The 20,965-nt window shown below is 47.2% G+C and carries 13 protein-coding genes; 9 read left to right on the top strand and 4 right to left on the bottom strand.

Going from position 1 to position 20,965, the window contains the following annotated elements; genetic code table 11:
* Positions 1-51: 51 nt before the first annotated feature.
* Both NG792_RS03205 and NG792_RS03200 read right to left on the bottom strand, forming a co-directional pair.
* Positions 52-1,584, bottom strand: a complete 1,533-nt coding sequence (locus NG792_RS03205) for a GTP-binding protein (protein ID WP_261234484.1) — start codon at positions 1,582-1,584, stop codon at positions 52-54.
* 125 nt (positions 1,585-1,709) lie between these two features.
* Positions 1,710-2,993: a Sll1247 family protein gene (locus NG792_RS03200; RefSeq protein ID WP_261201115.1), complete on the bottom strand. Its 1,284-nt coding sequence runs from the start codon at positions 2,991-2,993 to the stop codon at positions 1,710-1,712.
* Positions 2,994-3,482: 489 nt separating this feature from the next.
* Between NG792_RS03200 and NG792_RS03195 the strand changes: the two genes are divergently transcribed.
* The 3 genes from NG792_RS03195 to NG792_RS03185 all read left to right on the top strand — a co-directional run bounded on the left by NG792_RS03195 (position 3,483) and on the right by NG792_RS03185 (position 6,190).
* A complete protein-coding gene (locus NG792_RS03195) occupies positions 3,483-4,856 on the top strand; it encodes a UDP-N-acetylmuramoyl-tripeptide--D-alanyl-D-alanine ligase (protein WP_261234483.1) in 1,374 nt (457 codons plus the stop codon).
* 217 nt (positions 4,857-5,073) lie between these two features.
* Positions 5,074-5,628: a 3'-5' exonuclease gene (locus NG792_RS03190; protein WP_261234482.1), complete on the top strand. Its 555-nt coding sequence runs from the start codon at positions 5,074-5,076 to the stop codon at positions 5,626-5,628.
* 4 nt (positions 5,629-5,632) lie between these two features.
* Positions 5,633-6,190, top strand: a complete 558-nt coding sequence (locus tag NG792_RS03185; protein WP_261234480.1) for a GNAT family N-acetyltransferase — start codon at positions 5,633-5,635, stop codon at positions 6,188-6,190.
* 44 nt (positions 6,191-6,234) lie between these two features.
* Here NG792_RS03185 and mutL read toward each other — a convergent pair whose 3' ends face one another.
* Positions 6,235-7,905 (bottom strand): DNA mismatch repair endonuclease MutL, encoded by a 1,671-nt coding sequence (mutL, locus tag NG792_RS03180; RefSeq protein ID WP_261234563.1) that lies wholly within the window; start codon positions 7,903-7,905, stop codon positions 6,235-6,237.
* Positions 7,906-8,291: 386 nt separating this feature from the next.
* Here mutL and NG792_RS03175 point away from each other — a divergent pair, with 386 nt between their 5' ends.
* The 5 genes from NG792_RS03175 to NG792_RS03155 all read left to right on the top strand — a co-directional run bounded on the left by NG792_RS03175 (position 8,292) and on the right by NG792_RS03155 (position 14,163).
* On the top strand, positions 8,292-11,741 hold the full coding sequence (locus NG792_RS03175) for a S8 family serine peptidase (RefSeq protein ID WP_261234479.1): 3,450 nt from the start codon (positions 8,292-8,294) through the stop codon (positions 11,739-11,741).
* 304 nt (positions 11,742-12,045) lie between these two features.
* A complete protein-coding gene (locus tag NG792_RS03170; RefSeq protein WP_261234478.1) occupies positions 12,046-12,570 on the top strand; it encodes an SH3 domain-containing protein in 525 nt (174 codons plus the stop codon).
* 120 nt (positions 12,571-12,690) lie between these two features.
* Positions 12,691-12,888 (top strand): hypothetical protein, encoded by a 198-nt coding sequence (locus NG792_RS03165; protein WP_261234477.1) that lies wholly within the window; start codon positions 12,691-12,693, stop codon positions 12,886-12,888.
* Positions 12,889-13,198: 310 nt separating this feature from the next.
* On the top strand, positions 13,199-13,564 hold the full coding sequence (locus NG792_RS03160) for a hypothetical protein (RefSeq protein ID WP_261201108.1): 366 nt from the start codon (positions 13,199-13,201) through the stop codon (positions 13,562-13,564).
* A 95-nt stretch (positions 13,565-13,659) separates the two neighbouring features.
* Positions 13,660-14,163 carry a hypothetical protein gene (locus tag NG792_RS03155; RefSeq protein ID WP_261234475.1) on the top strand — a complete coding sequence of 168 codons (504 nt, stop codon included), beginning with the start codon at positions 13,660-13,662 and terminating at the stop codon, positions 14,161-14,163.
* Positions 14,164-14,572: 409 nt separating this feature from the next.
* On the opposite strand, the gene NG792_RS03150 is transcribed toward NG792_RS03155, so the two are convergent.
* A complete protein-coding gene (locus NG792_RS03150; RefSeq protein WP_261201106.1) occupies positions 14,573-14,983 on the bottom strand; it encodes a peptide chain release factor 1 in 411 nt (136 codons plus the stop codon).
* Positions 14,984-15,221: 238 nt separating this feature from the next.
* Here NG792_RS03150 and NG792_RS03145 point away from each other — a divergent pair, with 238 nt between their 5' ends.
* Positions 15,222-20,939: a trifunctional serine/threonine-protein kinase/ATP-binding protein/sensor histidine kinase gene (locus NG792_RS03145; RefSeq protein WP_261234474.1), complete on the top strand. Its 5,718-nt coding sequence runs from the start codon at positions 15,222-15,224 to the stop codon at positions 20,937-20,939.
* Positions 20,940-20,965: the final 26 nt, after the last annotated feature.

Below are 20,965 nucleotides of genomic sequence, written 5' to 3'. Positions count from 1 at the left end.
TTAAGTGAGGAACATCAGGCTTTTTCAGGGTGAAGCCTTGATGAAAAAGTCTTAGCCTAACTCACTGGAGTTTTTATGCTTTTTTCTTTCTCTCACTTTTAGGAGTTTTTCTTGGAGTTCCTCCTTAATCCGACCCATAATCGTGGTTTCATCAAGGGAATCAATAATTCGGGTGACCACAGCTTTTGGCCCATCCGGTCCCCAGGATGCCCCATTGGCGAGGTAGGTTTTGGTCACCTGACCAATGGCGTAGGACGAAAACCCGGCGACACCGGCTTGGGTAATGGCAACGGAAAGATAGGGTACTAAAGAGGCCCCCCCCGTAGCCGGTGCTGCTAATCCTAATAACCCTTTCAGGGATGATAACCCCAGATTTGCCAGGAGTTCGCTGGCACTAATTCCGCCCATACTCAGGGCTATTTTTTTGAGCAGATTGATGGCACCGGCTTGGGTCATGGGAATGCCATAGAGCTTTGATAAGGTTAAAATCGTGGTGACATCAATCACCGCGCCACTAAGGATATCGATCGCCGTAATCGGATTCAGGGCGATCGCCACCGCTTTTGTAATCACCGCATTCCAAATCAATCGGTTCGCACTCTTGTCCCGAATCTGCATCTTGCGCTCAACCAATTGTTCATTCACGTCCCCAGCATAAAGCAGGGTATTCAGCGCTACCAGAGATTTCCCTTCCCGGTCTAAAATTTCGAGAATTTTTAATTTTAAGTCATCAACTTGCGGTAAACCCCGCTTCATCTGCACCGCCATTGTGCCATCGCTCTTAGGGGTTGCTTGGGCGATTAAGGGGGCTGCGGCTGCCATGACGATTTCATCCTCAGACAGCAGTTCTTTGACCCGATCATCGCGGATTTTGCGATAGACTGCCTCGCGATCGGCTTCGGGATATTGGTCAATTTTGTTAAAAATCAGCAGCATGGGTTTCCCCGCATCCCGCAACTGGGACAGGGCTTCATATTCCACCTGGGTCATATCCCCGGCGACGGCAAATAAAATTAAGTCGGCGCGAGAAGCTACCTGCTGGGCCAAAACTTCCCGGGTTTGACCATCGACTTCATCAATTCCCGGGGTGTCAATCAGTTCGATCTGAGACTGTCCAACTCCAGAAAGGGTGAGTTGAGTAATGTTGCCTTCTCCCCCATCTAGGGGCGATCGATCTACTCGCCAATTCACCCCTTGGGAGGTCCGGGTTACCCCGTGAATCGGGCCGGTTTCAAAAACATTCTGCCCTAATAAAGCATTCAAAATCGACGATTTTCCCCGTCCCACCATGCCAAACACGGCGATTTGCACCACCGTCCGTTCTAGTTTATCCAGCATGGTGCTGAGTCCTTCAATCTCTGGATCCAAGCCCGCTCGTTCTTCCGGGGTCAGGTCCAGATTCGCGACTAACTCTCGCAGGGCGTCTTTAGCTTGTTTGTAGTTCAGGTCCGCCTGAATATCTGCAAATGACAAAATCGCCTCATCCAGTTCTCCATCTAAATTGGCGGAACCGGGTGAGGGGAAGGGGGAATGAGGGGTGTTAGGAATTTGTTCCTCGTTCTCGTGGGAACCTCCGTGAGTCATAAGAGGTGGGCTATCCTTCAGCGCTCTACACTACCAATCCTAGTGCAGACCAGCCCGAGACGGGGAGAGAAAATCGAGGGGGGATGCCTCAAGTTCAAGGATTAAAACTATTTTATTGTGGGTTCTTAAGCAATTTGGCTCATGAAAGATAGATCAAGCGCTCCAAAATTTGTACTTAAGGCTACGTTGATATTTTCTAACATTTTGATGAGCCAGATAATGCTATCATTGTTAGAATTTTCATAGTGGTTAAATAAGATAGACAGGCGTTTTTCTAAATAGGGTTTGACTTTCCGACAGAGCAAAACAATTTTTAGAAGCATCCCGGTTGTCCGGGTGGGTCCAATATTAGAAACGACATCTAGAAAGATAAAGTGAGTGGGCTTTTGAGAACTTTCTACTACTAAAAAGTTCAGGAGTTGGCTGCAAGTTCTAACCACCAGAAAATCGCTGAGTTTCTGGGAATCACTCTGGGGCAAGGTGGCTTTTAAATGCTTACATAATTTATCGTTAAATTGGCGTTTGCCATATTCGGGGTCGATGGACCCGATTAGGTAGTCGTAGAGATCGGCTTTAAATTCTGCGTAGTTTGGAGCCTGACTGGTGTGGGTGATAAAGCTTTGGGCTAAGTCGCGGTAAGTGTGGCCCCCTTCTGCTTTGCCGACATAATCTTTGAGGGAATAATAAAGTTCGCGATCGCTGAGTAAGGTGGGATTGTTAACCGGCGACAGGTTTCGGACTGCATTAACATTCCCCGTCCGTCGGACCTGCGATCGCCGGACTTGATAGGTGACATACTGGGATAAGTTGATTTCAAATTGCCGTTGCCGTTGCGCTTGAATTTTTCGCACGGTTTGCTGATGCTCATAGCTGCTATCTTCACTCAGCAGGCAATGCGAGTACAAGTAGGGATAGCGATCAATAAACGTTCCTAGGGGCCTATGCTCTTTAGGCGGGCTGATTTCCGAACTATGTTGCACTACCTTCGATAAGCGGCGCAGGGTCAGATACTGATCGGTGGAGGTGAATTCTTTAACTAATTCTTGCAACTGTCGCCCCGTTCGCGATCGCCCGTAAGGATTATAGCCCCCGGGTCTCTCGAACAGGGCCACCAACTCCGGAATCGCCTCTTGGGTTTGGCTGTGCATTTGCCACCGATTCACTAAAATGTGGCAACATCTATTTAAAATGAATTTAAAGTCTTGGTCCATGCCCTTATAGGTGAGCATTCGACCTAACGCTCCGGAGATTTCGGCTTCGGGGTAGTCCCTGCCTTCAATAAAGAGGCTTTGAAAGCGCGAGATCATCTCCGACGGTGGCTCCGCTTTAACCAGATTAAGGAGGTGATCGTATAGTAACTGCTCCTCCTGGCTTGTTTTTCGGTTGTAAGGATCCGTTCGATGATTCACTTGACTTTCCCCCTGCCCAGATGTTTGGCTTGATTCAATTTCCCAGAACGCGCGTTTTCAATAGGAGACAATTTTTCCTTGTGGAATATTGTCAGACCTTAATGGATAATTTATATTTAATCAGCTTGGATAATGGCTATCAACCAGATTCAGACCAGTCTTTGGCCATTAAGATTCACCCATATTACAGGAAACTCTCTAAAAGTGTCGGTGATCTCAGGCAGCTTTTGAATGGGTCTGAGCTTTCCGTGATCCATAGGATCTCTATCTATTAGAATAACCTAGGCAGATCTCCTCAACCATCCAGTATCGTAAAAAGTTGATAAAGATGCCAGGGGAGATTCACGGAATTTTCATCAAGATTGAACAGGGGTGACCGTGGAAACACCTTTGTGGTATGTCCGATGCTCAGCTTGAGGCGATCGCTGGCTTTGTCCCCGCTTTAGGGGATGGTATCATTAATTTTTATTAAATTCAAGTCCTGCCACCATGTCTTGTTTTGTGACCCTTGCTCAACTGCTTTCCCTCTTAAATGCCCAAACCGTTAACCCGCTATCGGAGGAACTTGGGGCAAAACAGGCCCTCAATATTATCACGGATACGCGCAGTTTACGGGCTGGAGAAGTATTTGTGGCCCTAAGAGGGACACAATTCGATGGGCATCAGTTTATTGGGGCTGCATTTGACAAAGGGGCGATCGCAGCGATTGTCGATCGCGACTATGTTAGTCCCAACTCCGACTGGCCCCTGTTGGTGGTATCGGATACCTTGGCTGCCTATCAGGCGATCGCTCATTGGTGGCGCACCCAGTTCGACGTCCCCCTGATTGGGATAACAGGATCCGTGGGTAAAACTACCACCAAAGAATTAATTTCAGCGGTTTTGAACACCCAGGGTCCCGTTCTCAAAACTGAGAAGAATTATAATAACGAAATCGGCGTTCCCAAAACCCTGCTCAATTTGACGGCAGACCATGATTATGCTGTCATTGAAATGGCGATGCGAGGCAAAGGAGAAATTGCCCTCCTCGCAGAAATTGCTGCCCCTACAATTGGCGTTATTACCAATGTCGGTACAGCCCATATTGAACGCTTGGGTTCCGAAGCGGCGATCGCATCCGCCAAATGTGAATTATTAGAAAAAATGTCCCCCGAAGGGATTGCCGTCCTCAATTACGATAATTCCCGGTTGATGGAAACGGCTGCAAAAGTCTGGTCCGGAAAAACTCTCACTTATGGCTTCACCGGGGGAGACTTGCAGGGAACCTTCAAAGAGGGGGATTTCCTAGAAGTTGAAGGAATAACTTTCCCCGTTCCCCTTCCCGGAGAACATAATGCTTTAAACTATTTAGCCGCATTAGCCGTAGCAAAACTGCTCAATGTGAGTTGGGAACCGCTCAAAGCCGGTTTAGCTGTGGAATTACCCGACGGCAGAGCAAGACGGTATGAATTAGCCCATGATATTGTAATTTTAGATGAAACCTATAATGCCGGGTTAGAATCCATGACGGCTGCACTCCAAATGCTGGCACAAACCAAAGGAGAACGGCAGATTGCGGTCCTAGGAACGATGAAAGAATTGGGAGAGCGATCGCTAGAATTTCATCAGCGTATCGGCAGCATTGCTAAATCTTTAAATCTGGATGCATTGTTTATCTTTGCTGACCCCGCCGAAGCCGCAGCAATGGCAAAAGGTGCTACAGGGTTACCCTTTGTAGAAATTATCGATATCGAACAGCCGAACGCCCATGATTACCTCTGCCAGCGGGTGAAAGATTGGGCGAAAAAAGGCGATCGCATTCTCTTTAAAGCCTCTCATTCCGTCCAACTCGATCGCGTTGTCGAAAAATTTCGGGCCGGTTAAATTCGAGGTCAGTTAAAACTCCTCCAGTCATTATCCCCAAGTTCGTAGTAACGACTTCAGTCGTTATAGCCCGGGTTCAATTGTAAAATTCAGGCAACAAAAACCCGGGTTTCTGTACCAGATAGGGTACAAAAAAACAGAAATTTTTGGTCAAGAAACCCGGTTGTCTTTTCTCTATTGTACGGACATCCTATTACTTCCCTAAAATTATTCCAATATGGCAATCAGATTAGATCAGATTATAGTCGTCGATATTGAAGCAACCTGCTGGGAAAAAGAACCACCCCCCCATCAAGAACGAGAAATTATTGAAATTGGAATTTGTCCCCTGGATATTACTTCCGGGGAATTACTAGAAAAAGAAAGTATCTTAGTCAAACCTAAACAGTCCCAGGTGAGTGCATTTTGCACCCAACTCACCACTTTAACTCAGGCCCAGGTAAACCAAGGAGTCTCCTTGGGACAAGCTTGTTCAATTCTCAGAAATAAATATATTTCTCATCAAAGAATTTGGGCCAGTTATGGCGAATTTGATAAACGGCAATTTGAAGTGGAGTGCGAAAAAAAAGGGGTGCGCTATCCCTTTAGTAATCGGCACATTAATGTAAAAACTCTATTTTCCGTGATGTATGCCTTAGAAAAAGAAGTGGGGATGGCAGCGGCATTAGAACGGCTCAATTTGCCCTTAGAGGGAACCCACCATCGAGGTCATGATGATGCTTGGAATATTGCTAAAATTTTGTCTCAATTAATTAGTCATCAACGCAAATGAGCTTATGATTAACATCATTGATTTAGGCGATCGCCTGGATACCTTCATCGAACCTTTGAGTGAATTACTCCTAGAAGGGTTTCGCGAAAACTGGCGGGAAGCATGGCCCACAATCGAGGCCGCACGACAAGAAGTTTTAGATTCATTGACAGAAGATAGAATTAATCGCGTTGCCATCAATGATGCAGGCCAAGTAGTAGGATGGGTTGGGGGAATCTCTCAATATAACGGCCATGTTTGGGAAGTTCATCCCCTTGTGGTTGCTGCGGATTATCGCCGCCAAGGAATTGGCAGAACTCTGCTTAAAGATTTAGAAGAACAAGTTAGAATACGTGGTGCATTAACCCTGTGGTTGGGAACCGATGATGAAATGAATATGACCAGTCTTTCGGGGGTGAATCTTTATTCTAATCTGTGGGAAAAAATTCAGACTATTCAAAATTTACGCGGTCATCCCTATCAATTTTATCAAAAGTGTGGGTTTGAAATTGTCGGCGTCATGCCCGATGCCAATGGTCGAGGGAAACCCGATATTTTTATGGCTAAATCGTTGAATGTATAAACAATTCCCTGAAGTTATGACTACAAACAGGGGGAATTATTTTGTTAAATGCCGTGACTTTTTCCAATGACCCAGTGACGGCGGAAAAAGCGGGCGAGGGATGACTCTTCTAAGGATAAATAGATGGGTCTGCCGTGGGGACAGGTGCGGGGGTTGCGGGTGCGTTGCCAGCGGTCTAAAATATCCTGCATTTGGGATAAAGTGAGGGGGGTTCCGTTGCGGATGGCGCTGCGGCAGGCGGTGGCAACTTGTGCTTGTTGTAAGTCACCCCCTAAGCTAAGTTCGATGAGGGCGTCGGCACAATCGTCCCGTTCTGCTAAGAGTTCGGGGAGGGTGCGAACGGCCCATAATTCGCTGCCAAAGGGTTGGATATCGAGTCCGAGGCGGTTGAGTTGTTCGAGTTGGGCGGGGGTGAGTTGATTGAGGACGATGGGAGGTTCGATGGGTACAAGTTGCCAGCGATCGCAGAGTTGTTCGTATAAAATCCGCTCATGAGCGATATGTTGTTCCACCAACCATAATCCGTTGGGATGTTCGGCGACGATATACATTTGGCTAACTTGGGCGACAGCGCGCAGGTGCAGGGGTTGCGCCCGACTACCCGAGGGGGAATTCGCCTCGGGGGTAGATTTAACGTGATATGCACCTTTTTCTTCGGACGCTTTCAGCAGTTGGGTGACTCGGTGTTGTGCGGCGTCGGGGGTGGTTTCTGGATTTAGCTGCAACCCTATTGCGATCGCCTCACTGACTCGTTCCTGCCATTGGTTGATATTCTTTAGATAAATTTCAGCTTTCGCCGGGTGGCGGTTCCAGTCGATTTGTTCCGGGGAAATTCGCAGATGCAGCAAGCAGACGGGGTAGCGATCGCGAGGTAAGGTCCGGGCGAATCCAGCAATCAAGGTTTGTTCCAATTCCGGCGATCGCACACAGCGTCCGTTTACCGCTACCTTGACCCAATCAGGACGTTGGCGATGACAGCGATCGGGTAATCCCAACACCAGGGAAATCGATTCCGCCTCACTTACTGACTGGGTTAATGCTTCTAAATCCCCACTCTTGACCCCGCGCAGAATTTGCGGCAGAATCTGTTGGGCGCTTTGTCCGGGAGTAATTTTAAACCAAGGGCGATCGTCTTGTTCCACCTGCCAGAGCACGTGAGGATGGCATAAGGCAATGTGCTGAATCATCTGCTGAATGGATCGCACTTGTTGCGGAAGAGCGGGCAACCCCTGACGCCGAGGTTTCCAGCGTTCAAAGAGATCACAGACGGTTACGATCGTTCCCGGGGCGATCGCGGCGGGTTGGACTTGCACTGCCTCACCCTGGGAATTGTATTTCGCACACCATCCCTCACCTTCGGCCACTCGACTCCTAATTTCTAACTGGGACAACTGCGCCAAACTATGCAGGGCCTCACCTCTAAATCCCAGACTGGTAATGTTCCACAAATCGTAAACATTGTGAATTTTGCTGGTACTGTGGGCAGTTGCCGCCTGTTGCAAATTCGGCAAATCCATCCCACATCCATTGTCTGCCACCCGCACGCGCCAGAGTTGGGGCCACACGGACACCGAGATCCGCGTCGCACCCGCATCTAGGGCATTTTCTAGCAATTCCCGCAAAACTGCCGCTAGAGAGTCGATCACCTCTCCGGCAGCGATCAGATGTACCACATCTGGGGGTAGGGTTTGAATAATCCGTAACCCAGTTGGCATTTCGTTCCTAGAATTGGGTGGTAACAGAACTTCGTTCACTCCCGTTATGGTCACTCCTGAAGCAGACTAATTGATTCTTATTGTATCAGAAATGGGAAGCAATGATGGTGAATTCAAGTGCCGTAAAAACTTAAACCAGAGGCGATCGGTTTCCGGGTGGCGGCGCCTTAAATCGGGTCCTTCGATGGGCTCAGGTGGATACCCTGAGTGGAAAGTTGGCGATCGCTCACCGATTCTGGATGCCCCAGTGAGAGATACATGGGCCAGAATGCCCCTGCTGTAGCCACAAGGATAAACTATTGTTGCTAAATTCAACCGTTTCTGGAACTCAGTGCTTTAATAGAAGTCATCCTAGCGAATATAAAACACTTCTGGACTGATCGCCGATGTCTTTAGACTTATTTGATGCTAGTTATTATCTCGCAGCCAATCCGGATTTGGCCGCCGTTGGAATTGCCACGCCAGACCGACTGTACCGCCATTTTCAAACGGCGGGTTTAGAGGAAGGACGGCCTTTTTCCCCGTTTGTCAATCTAAATTATTATCGAGAACAAAATCCGGAATTAGCCTTTGCTGGACTCACCTCTAACAGCGAACTTTTAAAACATCTTGAAGGGTGGGGGATTGCTGAGGGTCGGAGTTTCTCCCCTGTGTTCGACCTCAATTTTTATGTAAATGGAAATACCGGCCTTGCCTCGGCATTTGCGGGCAACCTGAAAGGGGCATTTCAACACTGTTTAACGAGAGGATTTGCTGAAAATCGCCGATTTTCCCAATTTATCGATTTGGACTACTACTTAGCAGTTAATCCGGATTTAGAGCAAGCGTTAGGAGGCGATCGCCGTGCCGCTTTCTACCATTTGGTGAATACAGGGATTGCCGAAGGACGTCGATATTTGCCCGGAGATCTCGGGGTGATCACTTCGTCTCACACCGTGGGATCTGACCCTAACACTCGTCCCGGCGTCACCTCTGTGGATACCCAAGACTATTATAAGTTTCGCGTGGATACCTTTAGCGATATCAGTGTCAAATTAGACGGCAGCAATGCCTCGGCGAATATCCACTTAATTCGGGACCTGAATAATAATGGGATTCCCGATGACGCTGAAGTGCAAGAGGCGATCGCTGCCGAAAAAGCTCCCGTCTCACAACTCGATCGCTTTGCCACAGCACCAGGAACCTATTTTGTCAAAGTTTCTGAAGATCAGGGAGATACCGCTTACCAGCTTAACGTCTCTGCCGTTCCATCAAATCGCCAGTTGCAAGCTCATCCTAGTAATACTTTAAATGAGGCATTATGGATTGGAGATGTAACCCGTCCTCAAGCACATCAAGGGTTTATTGGCACTGACAATTTCCAAGATTTCTATCGCTTTAACGTCAATTCCAGGAGCGATTTACGTCTATCATTAGATAATTTAAGTGCGAATCTCCAAATTCAAGTGATTCAAGATCGCAATGGGAATGGCCTTCTTGATAATGGAGAAATTGTTTCAACTGAAGCTAATAATACTCGCAACCTGATTGATTTAAACGGGGATGGAAAAATTGACTTCATGGAGTATCTCAACTCCTTCCGACCCGTAGAAGAACCGGAACCCTATCCTGCTACCGTTTATCTATCCGGGTTGCAACCGGGAACCTACTTTGCCAGAATTCTTCAGGTCGATAATGAGACAGCTTACGATTTAATGATCGAGTCTATTCCCTCCGGAGTACCCGCATCCGGAGCGAGAAATACCGAACCTATTAGCTTCGCGCAGATTGGGGGATTACCCGATGACTTTGAAGTAGCAGATTTTATTGGTGAAGCCAATCCTTACGACTTTTATCAATTTGAACTAGATAAAACTAGAAATATTGATATCAAACTCCGCAGTTTAGAACAGCCTGCGGATTTTTTCTTGATGCAGGATATCAATAATGATGGGACATTTACTTTCCAGGAATTTATTACTTATCCCGGACAGGACCCCACGCTGACACCCCAAATTAATCGGGTACTTGGACAAGGAACTTATTTTCTGGGAGTGGTTAAGGTGGGGGGAAATACGCCCTATTTACTAACCATTGATAAAAATACTCCCACCCTCCCTTCTTCCGGAGCCGGAAATACCCTAGCAACTGCCGCCGATGGGGGAATTTTATCCGAGGTGCAAATCAAGAGTGATTTTTTGGAAAGCACTAATCCAGAAGATTATTATAAGTTTACTCTGGATTCTTTTAAAACAGTGAGGCTTTCTCTGTATGAACTCGGTGGCAATGCTCAACTTTCTTTGATTGAAGATATTAATGGCAATGGTATCATTGATCCAGATGAAGTCATTGTTACCTCGCAATCACAGGGTGCGGCTCAAGAGACAATTGAACGGACTTTGAGTCCCGGAACTTATTTTGCCCGAGTCAATACTATCCAAGGAGATAGCACCTATAATCTCTGGATAGAACCGAAGGCTCCCGAACTTTCTCCGAATGGAGGGGGAAATGGGGTCGCCGATGCGTTTAACTTCGGATTGCTCGATCGCGTGCAGCGAACATCCGGAATCATTGGGCCCGAAAATCCCAATAAATTTTACCAATTCCAACTGGATCGCCCTCGAACCATCAGCCTATTTTTAGATGGGTTAAGCGATAATGCAGATTTGTTTTTAGTTCAGGACCGCAATTTTAATCAGGCGATCGAACCCGAGGAAATGGTTGCCCTTTCTACCCAAAAAGGGGCGACCCTAGAACAAATTCACCTCACCCTAGACCCCGGAAACTATCAAATTTTAGTTTCCCAAGTGGGTGGTCCAACAGCCTATGACCTGAGTATTTCTCCTCAGCTTTTTAATCGTTCATCGGGCTATGGAATGGTGAATGCAGCAGCGGCAGTGGCAGCGGCGATCGGGACTGAACCCTTCCCAGAAGCGCCGAAACAGGTGGGTTCCAATTGGGTTCCAGATATGGTGAATGCACCCGCCGTCTGGAATCAAGGCTATACGGGTGAAGGGGTAATTGTTGCCGTCATTGATGGTTATTTAGACTATACTCACCCTCAGTTAGCCGGAAGTATTTGGACTAACTCCGATGAAATAAACGGTAATGGCATTGATGATGATGCTAATGGATTTGTGGATGATATCATCGGCTGGAATTTCTTGGATGGCAATAATCAGATGAATCGCATCGATCCGTTAGAGGGTCATGCCAGCCATGTCGCCGGAATTATTAGCGGCAATAATAATGGCATTGGTAATAGCGGAATTGCTCCGAATTCTATTATTATGCCCGTCGCTGTCATTGGTGCATTTACCGGAAAAGAAGAACGGATTGCCAGTGGAATTCGCTATGCTGTGGATAATGGCGCAAGGGTGATTAACTTAAGTTTGGGCGGCGGGAGTGTGAATAATACCCTGAAAGAAGCCCTGATTTATGCCCGAGAAAAAGGAGCAGTGATTGTCTCGGCATCGGGAAATGATGGATTAAACTCGGCAGGAGGAGATCAACGCTTTAGTTCCGTCCGATATCCTGCCGCTTATGCCTCAGAATTCGGCATTGCAGTTGGTGCAGTGAATCGCGATCGCCAGATTGCTGACTTTACCAACCGTGCAGGGACCGACATCTTGAATTATGTTGTTGCACCGGGAGAAGATATCTATTCCTCTGTGCCAATTAATACCTATGATTTCTGGAAAGGAACCTCAATGGCAGCTCCTGTTGTCAGCGGCGTGGCTGCACTGATGCTCAGTGCTAATCCAAATTTGACCCCCCAACAAGTGGAGCAAATTATTACCGGAACCGCCAATCCAAATGGCATTATTGAGGATGGTGTATTCGATATCTTAGGTTAATTTCCAATTAACCTGCTACCAACATGGCACAGCCATGTTTTAATAGAGATAGGGAAATCTCCCTCATCAAATCGCACCTTAAATCCGTCTCCAAACTAGGCCCGGTTCAAAAAAGACTAAACCAAGTAATCTATAGCAAGTCTAAATGAATTGACAATTTTTAGGCATCCGTTGGAGCATTTCACTCCCTAAGTGAATTGTATTGCGATTAAATTTAGACTTGCTATTTCTTTATAAAAGACTCTCCCAGTTTCTTGAAAAAACATCAGATCACGGCTATCTCTGAGCCTATAGGAGTGTAGAAATGAAACCCAATGTAGTTATCTTTTCTGTATTGAGCTTGTTCACGATTTTGGCGGTTGTACCGTTGAGTTTGGCACAATCCGATGAGAATATTGATCCACGCTGCCGGACCTGGTATCAGCGGGTGACGACGCAAGGGGGTGTGCTGAATGTGCGAGAGAATACCGCTACGAATGCGCGAATCCGGGGAACGGTTGCTAATGGGACGGTGGTGTTATTTAATACAAGCGATCGCAGTGGGAATTGGTCAGAAATAACCGCCCCAGGCCGGTTGACAGGGTGGGTCGCCGATCGCTTTCTCACCTACCATCATTACGGGAACCGTCGGTTTACAGGGACAATGCAGGTCAAAACCTTAGAAGGGGGACCCGTTAACCTGCGATCGCCCAGTGGAGACGTGATTGGTAGTGTCCCCAACGGGACCCTCGTCACGACCGAGAATCATACGGTCGGCTATTTTGCTAATGTCACCACTCCGGAGGGTCGCCAGGGCCAAATCGTCACTCAATTTTTAATCTGCAATTAGCCCGTTCCTGGAGTCATCCAGACAACGGACCTAAAAACAGGGAAAATCTAATTTCTAGGGACGAAATCAGAACAAAATTCCGCTAAAATTCAGTTAAAAACCTCAATGGAGACGGATACAATGGGACGAAAAGCTAAACTTAAAAAACTTAGACACACAGCGCCACTCCCAGCCGCAGCACCCCCGGTAGAACTAGAGGAACCGACGAATTTTGTGCGAGAAATGGACCATCAGGGTTATCACTTAAAACAAACTATCCCTGCGCCGGATATCCCCGAATCCCAAATGGAACCGAAAGCACAAAACCCCAGACTGTAGCATCGCCCCTGGATTAAGGGTGGGGTTCCCGGGTCGCTTGTAGCCCAAGGGTGACTCAGCGATCGCCAGAAAGTCTGTTTCTAACTCAGCTTGGTGGCGCTTGAATCCCTATCTTGCGGTGCGCAACCCGGTTAAAAGTCGAGGTCCTCTGGATCAAAACAGTTGGATCTCGGTCCTCTTAAACTCTACAATTCAAGAAGGGAATCGCGCTCCCAGCTAAGGGGACAGTTGCTAACCGTTCCTTGAGGGCTGGCGATCGCGACCCGACCCCACTCTAGGGTTGTTCTGCCGCACGATTTAAGGTTTGATTATGTTGGAAATGCTGCTATTAGATATCTTCGTTATTCTTGGCGTTCTGTGGTTCATTGCGGATCCGACCAAGCCCAAACCTGTGATGCGTCGTCCGAAAAAAGTTCGCGCTGTTCAAGGGAACCCAGAGGTTTTGCCAAGGACGGTGGATGCTGAACCTAAAGAAATGACTGCAGAACTGATACCGCAACTCTCCGAGTGGCGATCGCCCGAATTAGCCAATCCCCATCCCGAATCCACGGGATCCGAGTTGGCAACTCCTAGCGTACCTCGTTTGGAAAAGCAATCCGTGCGAAATCAGAGCAAACAGGTGAACACTCAGCCGAGGTCCAGTGAAGCTCAATGGGGTTCAGTGTCCACCAAGTAACTCCTCCGACTTGGCCCTATCCGCCCAGGGCGGGTCCTGATTGAGCTTTCTTGATGACAGGCGATCGCCCCGTCCCCAAATTCAACCTTAAATCCATGAGTGAATCCTTTCTGGTTAATCTTAAAGAAGCCTTCCTAAATGCACCAGGTTTTTGGGAAGGCACTCTTTCCGAAAAATCAGGTAACTGGTGCAAACGAATTGAGGGAATTGATACCACGGTGACCGATGGGTATTCGATTTTGGGTGATTTTGTCAGCAACCTGAGCGTCCAAACCTTTCAACAACCCGGACTCTATCTCCATTGCGAGAAAAAAGGCAGCAAAAAAGCGACTCAGAAGCGGTTGTACAGTTTATTTGCACTCGAACCCAATGGCACGGTGCAAATTATCAAAGAATACCGCAGTTCGAGTAAAGATTGGGCGGTGGAATTATGGCCGGATATTGAAGCCTTTTTAGCATTTCAAACCGATGGGGTAGAACAACGACGACAGCAACTGCTTTCGGAAATTGAATCTTTGGAGTTTCAACTTTCTCAGCGTCGCGCTCAATTAGCTGCCTTGGAGTTTTCTGACCTATTTTCTTCCTCAGAACCCCTATAGTCGGTCTTTCCAGCAGAAGAGGGACAATTCACCCCCGGCCCTGTCTTAGTCTACCCCCGGACTAAATCTCTCGCCAACCCCTTAAATTAGTGATAATTAATCGGTTGTTTTAACCGAAGTTGGGTTAAATAGTCCCGAACCCGTTAACGAGACAGCGACCTTTTCGGCGATTTTATAAATTTTTGTTAAAGAACTGTGGGGTTAGACCCCTCATCGGTTAATATAAGGTGCATTAGTAGATGCACCCTGATGGCTTCCCGTTCAACTTGAGCGGGATTTTTTTTTGCCCAGTCAAAAATAAAGGCGCCCGGATTGACAATTGAGCAGGGACGATCCATCTACAATCCTCAAGGCTCAATTCTCAATCCGGGCATGGTGATGAAGTTCAATCGAATGCCTGCAAGGTGAGTTAGCGGATGTAAGGTCGCCCTTTCCAAAAAATGCCCACCACCACAGCGATAAAAGACAGTTCGGAAAGATGCACGAGTAACCCGGGGATGGGGAGGAGGGACTTAATGAAAAGCCCCAGGAGTAAGCAAAAGGCTAAGGCCCACAGACTGCTGGTGTTGAGCATGGACCGATTCCAGAGTTCGCATCCATAGACGGCGATCGCCCCCATTCCCATCGCAAATGCAAACACAACCAAGGTTCCCAAGGGAGGTGCATAGAGTAAAGTCAAGGCATTCCCAATGGCGCTTGATTGGGTGGCACCATAGGCTAACCAGACCTCAACTGCGGCCACAAGTTGAGTAGTGAGGCCCGCAACCGGCAGCAGGGAAGTCCAGGGTAAATATTTTAAGCGTTCTAAGGGATTACTCATGGGAAAAAGGCCGCTAAATTATGTCTTAATTTTAAAAGAATTAGATACAAATCGAAGATTGCTCAGGGGGGATTCAGTGAGAGAAGAAGGATAAATCAGGAGGTTAACTCATTGGGGAAGGGATTTCCCTATCAGTTGCGATGGATTCAGTGGAGATTTCTTGATTTTTTTTACAGACAAGTACAAAGGCTTAAGTTAAACTGAGAAAACAAAGGCAAGCCAGGTTTGTAACAGTATCGTGCTTCCCTGGGCGATCGCCATCCTAAAACCCGTTGGAACCCACCCCGAGAAGACTGATTTGAACCGTTCTGGGGGTATTTTAACTTTTCCCTATTCTGACTGGACCAATCTACCCACTGGACCTATGATAGAAAGCCAAATACCGACCCAAGCCCTCAACGGTTTTAGAATCATTGACCAACTGAGCAAAAACTCTCGGTCAAGCGTCTATCGCACCATTCGATCGCGGGATAACTTACCGGCGATCGTGAAAATGTTGCATTCCGAGGGAGCCAGTGCAGCAGATTTCAGCCGATACAAACAAGAGTATGAAATTTATCGGCTCAATTTAGACGGCGTGGTGCAGACTTATGGCCTACATAAGTATAACCAGGCGATCGCCTTAATCTTAGAAGACTTTGGTGGAGAATCCTTAAAACAATTCACCAAAAATCGTACCTTGACCCAGGCAGAATTTTTAAACCTTGCCATTCAAATTGCTGAAGTCCTGGGTTCCATACATAGCGCCAACATCATTCACAAAGATATCAATCCCGAGCATATCCTCTTCAACCCCGAAACCGAAGAAGTAAAGCTCATTGGATTTAGTATTGCCACCATTGTTTCCCAAGAAAATTCCCCCTTAAAAAATCCCAAACCCTTAGAAGGAACTCTCGCCTATATGTCCCCGGAACAAACCGGCAGGATGAACCGTACCCTGGATTATCGGACCGACTTTTATTCCCTAGGCGTCACCCTCTACGAACTCCTGCTCAACCAACTTCCCTTTACCAGTCCCGACCCGATGGAACTGGTCCATTCTCATCTGGCAAAACAGCCGATTCCCCCCCATCAAATCGACCCCTCCATTCCGAAAGTCGTTTCCGACCTCGTGATGAAATTGCTCTCTAAAACCGCAGAAGACCGCTATCAAAGTGCCTGGGGAATACAAGCCGATTTAGTCATCTGCTTGATGCAATTAGAGGCAACCGGAGAAATTGAAGATTTTATTTTAGGGGAAAATGATATTTGCAGAAAATTTAACATTTCCCCTAAATTTTATGGACGGCAAAGTCAAATTAAAACCTTATGGTCTGCCTTTGAGCGCACCCTGACTTCCCAACGAGAAGTGATGCTCGTGGTCGGGGAAAGCGGCATCGGGAAAACCTCCTTAGTGCAGCAACTCGAAGCTCCCATCGCCAAAAGAAATGGCTACTTTATTTCGGGAAAATTTGACAAAAATGAGCAGGATATTCCCTATATGGGCTGGATTAGAGCCTTTGAGGAATTAGTAGGTCACCTGCTCATGGAACCGGACGATCGCCTCAACCGCTGGCAAGAACAACTGAGAATAGCCCTCGGAAACAATGGACAGGTAATTGTGGATGTAATTCCTGAAATGGGGCTGATTTTGGGCCAGCAACCCCCCATCACCCATTTACCCCCAGGGGAAGCAGAAACTCGCTTTCATCTAACCTTTAAAAACTTGCTCAAAGTTTTCGCAAATCCCCATCATCCCCTGACCCTATTTTTAGACGATATTCAGTGGGCGGATGCCGGGTCTTTGCGGCTGATTGAACGGCTGATGACTCTAGCCGATCCGGGACTTTTTTTAATTCTATCTTATCGGCAAGTAGAATCTTCTGTATCCTTCAAAGATACAGAAACACCCGTGCTTGAACTACTGACCCAAATTGAAAAGACTGGCGGAATTGTCAATCGCATAGAATTAGAACCTTTAAAATTAGCCAGTATCAATCAGCTAGTAGCCGATAGCTTTCAATGTTCCTTACGACAAGCCGGACCCTTGGCGGCATTAGTGGTGGATAAAACCGGAGGAAATCCCTTTTTTATTCAAGAGTTTTTGACAGCGCTTTATGATGATGGATTAATTGAATTTGATAATAAAAGTTTGGCGTGGCAATGGTCGATTGAGAAAATTAAAAAACGAGGGATTACGGATAATGTCGTGCAACTGCTGGCGGGAAAAATCCGTAAACTCGGGGAACGAGAGCAATCCGTACTCAAGCTGGCAGCTTGTATTGGTAAAGGCTTCGATCTGCAAACTTTGGCGGCTATTTCAAACCAGTCCGTGAAAGAAACGGCGGCGAATCTGCGTGCAGGGGTTACCCAAGGGTTTGTGGTACCGGCAACGGAGAGTGCAGATTGGTCCGTAGCGATCGCGGAGTGGAAAGCCGGGAGTCATGAGGAAGCAAATCTGGATTCCCTGAGCGCACACTATAAATTTGTCCACGATCGCATTCATGCTGCCGCCTACTCTCTAATTTCCGATTCCGCCAAGTCTGCGGTGCATTGGAGCATCGGACAATACTGGCTCAACCAGACTAAGAGCGATCGCCGAGAAGATGAGATCCTGTTTGATATCGTCAATCAACTCAATAAAGGAATCTCACCGAGTGAGTTTCCCGGAGAGCTAGAAAAAATTGCTCAATTAAACCTCAGCGCCGGACAAAAAGCCAAGCGATCGGCTGCCTACGAAACAGCTCTCAACTATCTGAATCAAGGCATTCAATTCTTAGGTAAAGATGGCTGGCAAACCCACTATGACTTAACCTTAGCCCTCTATCAAGAAGCCACAGAAGCCGCCTATTTATGTGGTGACTTCCAGCAAATGACCACCTTAGCTAATCCCGTCATTCAAGCCAGTAAAACCCTACTGGATGCCATCAAAATTTATGAATTCACGATTCAATCTTATATGGCCCAGGCCCAACAACTAGAAGCCCTACAAATTGGCGTAAAAATTGCCCAACAACTGGGGATTGATTTAATAGCTCATCCCACCCGGGCCGATATCCAACGGCAACGGGAAAAAAACCAAGCGGCAATGGGGGACAAAGACCCAACGGACTTACTGGCATTGCCAGTCATGATGGAACCCGAGAAACTCGCCGCTATGAGAATTCTCTCTAGCTTGGTATCCGCAGCTTATCAAGCCGCCCCTTCCTTACTGCCTCTGATTGTATTTGAACAGGTGAACTTATCCATTCAATCGGGCAATTCACCGTGGTCCGCCTTTGCTTATGCCACCTATGGTGTGATTTTATCTGGCGTATTTTGGGAAATTGAACTGGGGTATAAATTTGGACAATTAGCCTTAAACCTGTTATCTCAGTTCGGTGCCGGTCAAGCCAATGCCAAAATTTTAACGATGGTAGAAGGGCTAATCAACCCTTGGACCCGGCATCTCAAAGAAACCTTGATTCCGTTACAGAAAGCCGAACGAAGCGGGATTGAAAATGGGGATTTAGAATGGGCTTCTTATGCCGCCAAAAACCGATGTCAAAACTTATACTTTTCTGGAAAAGAACTCCATGAGGTAGAACGGGAAATGGCGTCCTTGAGCTATTCCCTGAGCCAATGGCAACAGATGACCGTGATGCAATGGAATGAAATATATCGGCAAGCGGTGCTGAATTTGTTGGGAAGAAGTGAGAATCCGTATCAGTTAGTAGGAGAAGCCTATAATCGGGAACAAGCGCTTTCCTTGATGATTACAGCCAATGACCGCAACGGACTGCACGATTATTTTGTGAATCAATTAATGCTGTGTTATTGGTTTGAAAATTACGCCGAAGCCCTGGTGAATGCTGAACAAGCTCAGAACTATTTAGACGGGGCGATCGCCTTGCCGGTAGTGGGGCTGTTTTATTGGTATGATTCTCTCACGCGAATGGCCCTGTGCGATCGCGCCAAGGAGCCAGACCGCCAAATTCTCCTCAAAAAAGTCGCCACGAACCACAAGAGACTGAAAAAATGGGCCGCTCATGCCCCCATGAATTATCTACATAAATGTTATCTCGTTCAGGCCGAGAAAGACCGCGTTTTCGGCCACAAATTGCAGGCGATGGACGGGTACGATCAAGCCATCCAACTGGCTACAGAACAGGAGTATGTGCAAGAAGCCGCCCTCGCCAACGAACTGGCGGCTAAATTTTATTTAGGATTAGGAAAACTCACCCAGGCTAAAGCCTATATGCAGGAAGCGCGGGAGGGGTATAAAAAATGGGGGGCAATAGCAAAAGTGCAGCAGTTGGAGTCTACCTATTCCCACTTGTTCCCCGTTGCCCCGGAGCAATTTCATCCCACAAAGGGACAAAAACCAAGCCCCGAGGTAGTTTCAGTCTCTCGGGAGAGTAGCGATCGCCTAGATTTGACCACAGTCCTGAAAGCCTCACAAGCGATCGCCAGTGAAATCGTCCTGGATAAATTGCTGGCGACCCTGATGAAAACGGCCATCGAGAATGCTGGGGCCGAAAAAGCTTTTTTAATTTTAGATGTTGACGGTAAACTGTTAATATCTGCCTCCGCTTCTACCGATGCTGATGCAGTGACGGTTGAGCAATCCATTGATATTGAAACCTGCTCCGATTTACCCGTGGCGATCGTTAAATATGTAGCTCGAACAGGCTCTAATTTAGTCTTAAGTGATGCGGCTTGTGAAGGGGCCTTTACAAAAGAGCCTTATGTAATGGCTCATCAGTTAAAGTCCTTGTTATGTACTCCCATTGTGAATGGGGGAAAAACCTTAGGCTTCCTCTATTTAGAAAATAATTTAACCCGGGGAGCCTTTACCAAAGACCGCCTAGAGATTTTGAAAATTCTCTCCTCCCAAGCAGCGATCGCCTTAGAAAATGCCCTGCTTTATGCCAACCTCGAAGCAAAAGTCCAAGAGCGCACGCAGGCTTTAAATCAGGCCAATGATGCCTTAAATGAAAAAAATCTCCGCTTGTCGCAAACCCTAGAAACCCTCAAACAGACCCAAGCCCAACTGATTCAAACTGAAAAAATGTCCAGTCTCGGCCAAATGGTCGCGGGAATTGCTCATGAAATTAATAACCCCGTGAGTTTTATCTATGGCAATATTAATCATGCCGAAGAGTATCTGGATGATTTGTTTAACTTAGTCTCTCTTTATCAGCAGCATTATCCCGATTCAAAACCGGAAATTCAAGCGGCTATCAAGGACATGGATTTGGAGTTTTTACTGGAAGATTTACCGAGGTTGCTTTCTTCCCTGAAAACCGGGGCCGATCGCATTCGTCAGATTGTTCTGGGATTGCGAAATTTCTCGCGCTTGGATGAATCAGCGATGAAAGAGGTGGATCTTCATGAGGGGATTGATTCTACCTTGTTAATTTTGCAGTCTCGTCTGACGAGTAAAAATGGGCATCCCGCAATTGAGGTAATCAAGGAATATGGCAACCTCCCCAAAATTACCTGTTATGCCTCCCAAGTGAATCAGGTGGTGATGAATATTTTAAATAATGCGATCGATGCGATGGATGGGTGTGAGGGATTCGTTGAGGAAAGTAACGAGGAAGGTCCGGCTTATTCTAGCTCTTCGGGAACTGCTGCGGATGTCATGCTATCGGATTTACACCGGGGGAAAACCCGCTTACCGAGAATTATTCTGCGCACCGAAGTGAGCGATCGCGATTGGGTACAGGTTCGGATTGCAGATAATGGTCCGGGCATCAGTGAACAGGTGCGGTTGAAAATTTTCGACCCCTTTTTTACAACCAAACCCGTCGGAAAAGGGACGGGTTTAGGACTATCAATTGCCTACTCCATTGTGGTAGAAAAACATGGGGGAAAACTGCGCTGTATTTCTACTCCAGGAGAGGGGACAGAGTTTATCATGAGTTTACCCCTCACGCCGCGATCGCCCGGTGAAATCGAGGGAAAAAAACCGAGCGATCGCGTCATGGAATGAGCAGCGTCGTTTCAGCGATGGGGATA

It is taken from the genome of Laspinema olomoucense D3b (assembly GCF_025370785.1).
GTDB classification, from domain to species: Bacteria; Cyanobacteriota; Cyanobacteriia; order Cyanobacteriales; family Laspinemataceae; genus Laspinema; species Laspinema olomoucense.
This window is presented reverse-complemented; position numbering and strand designations above follow the sequence as displayed.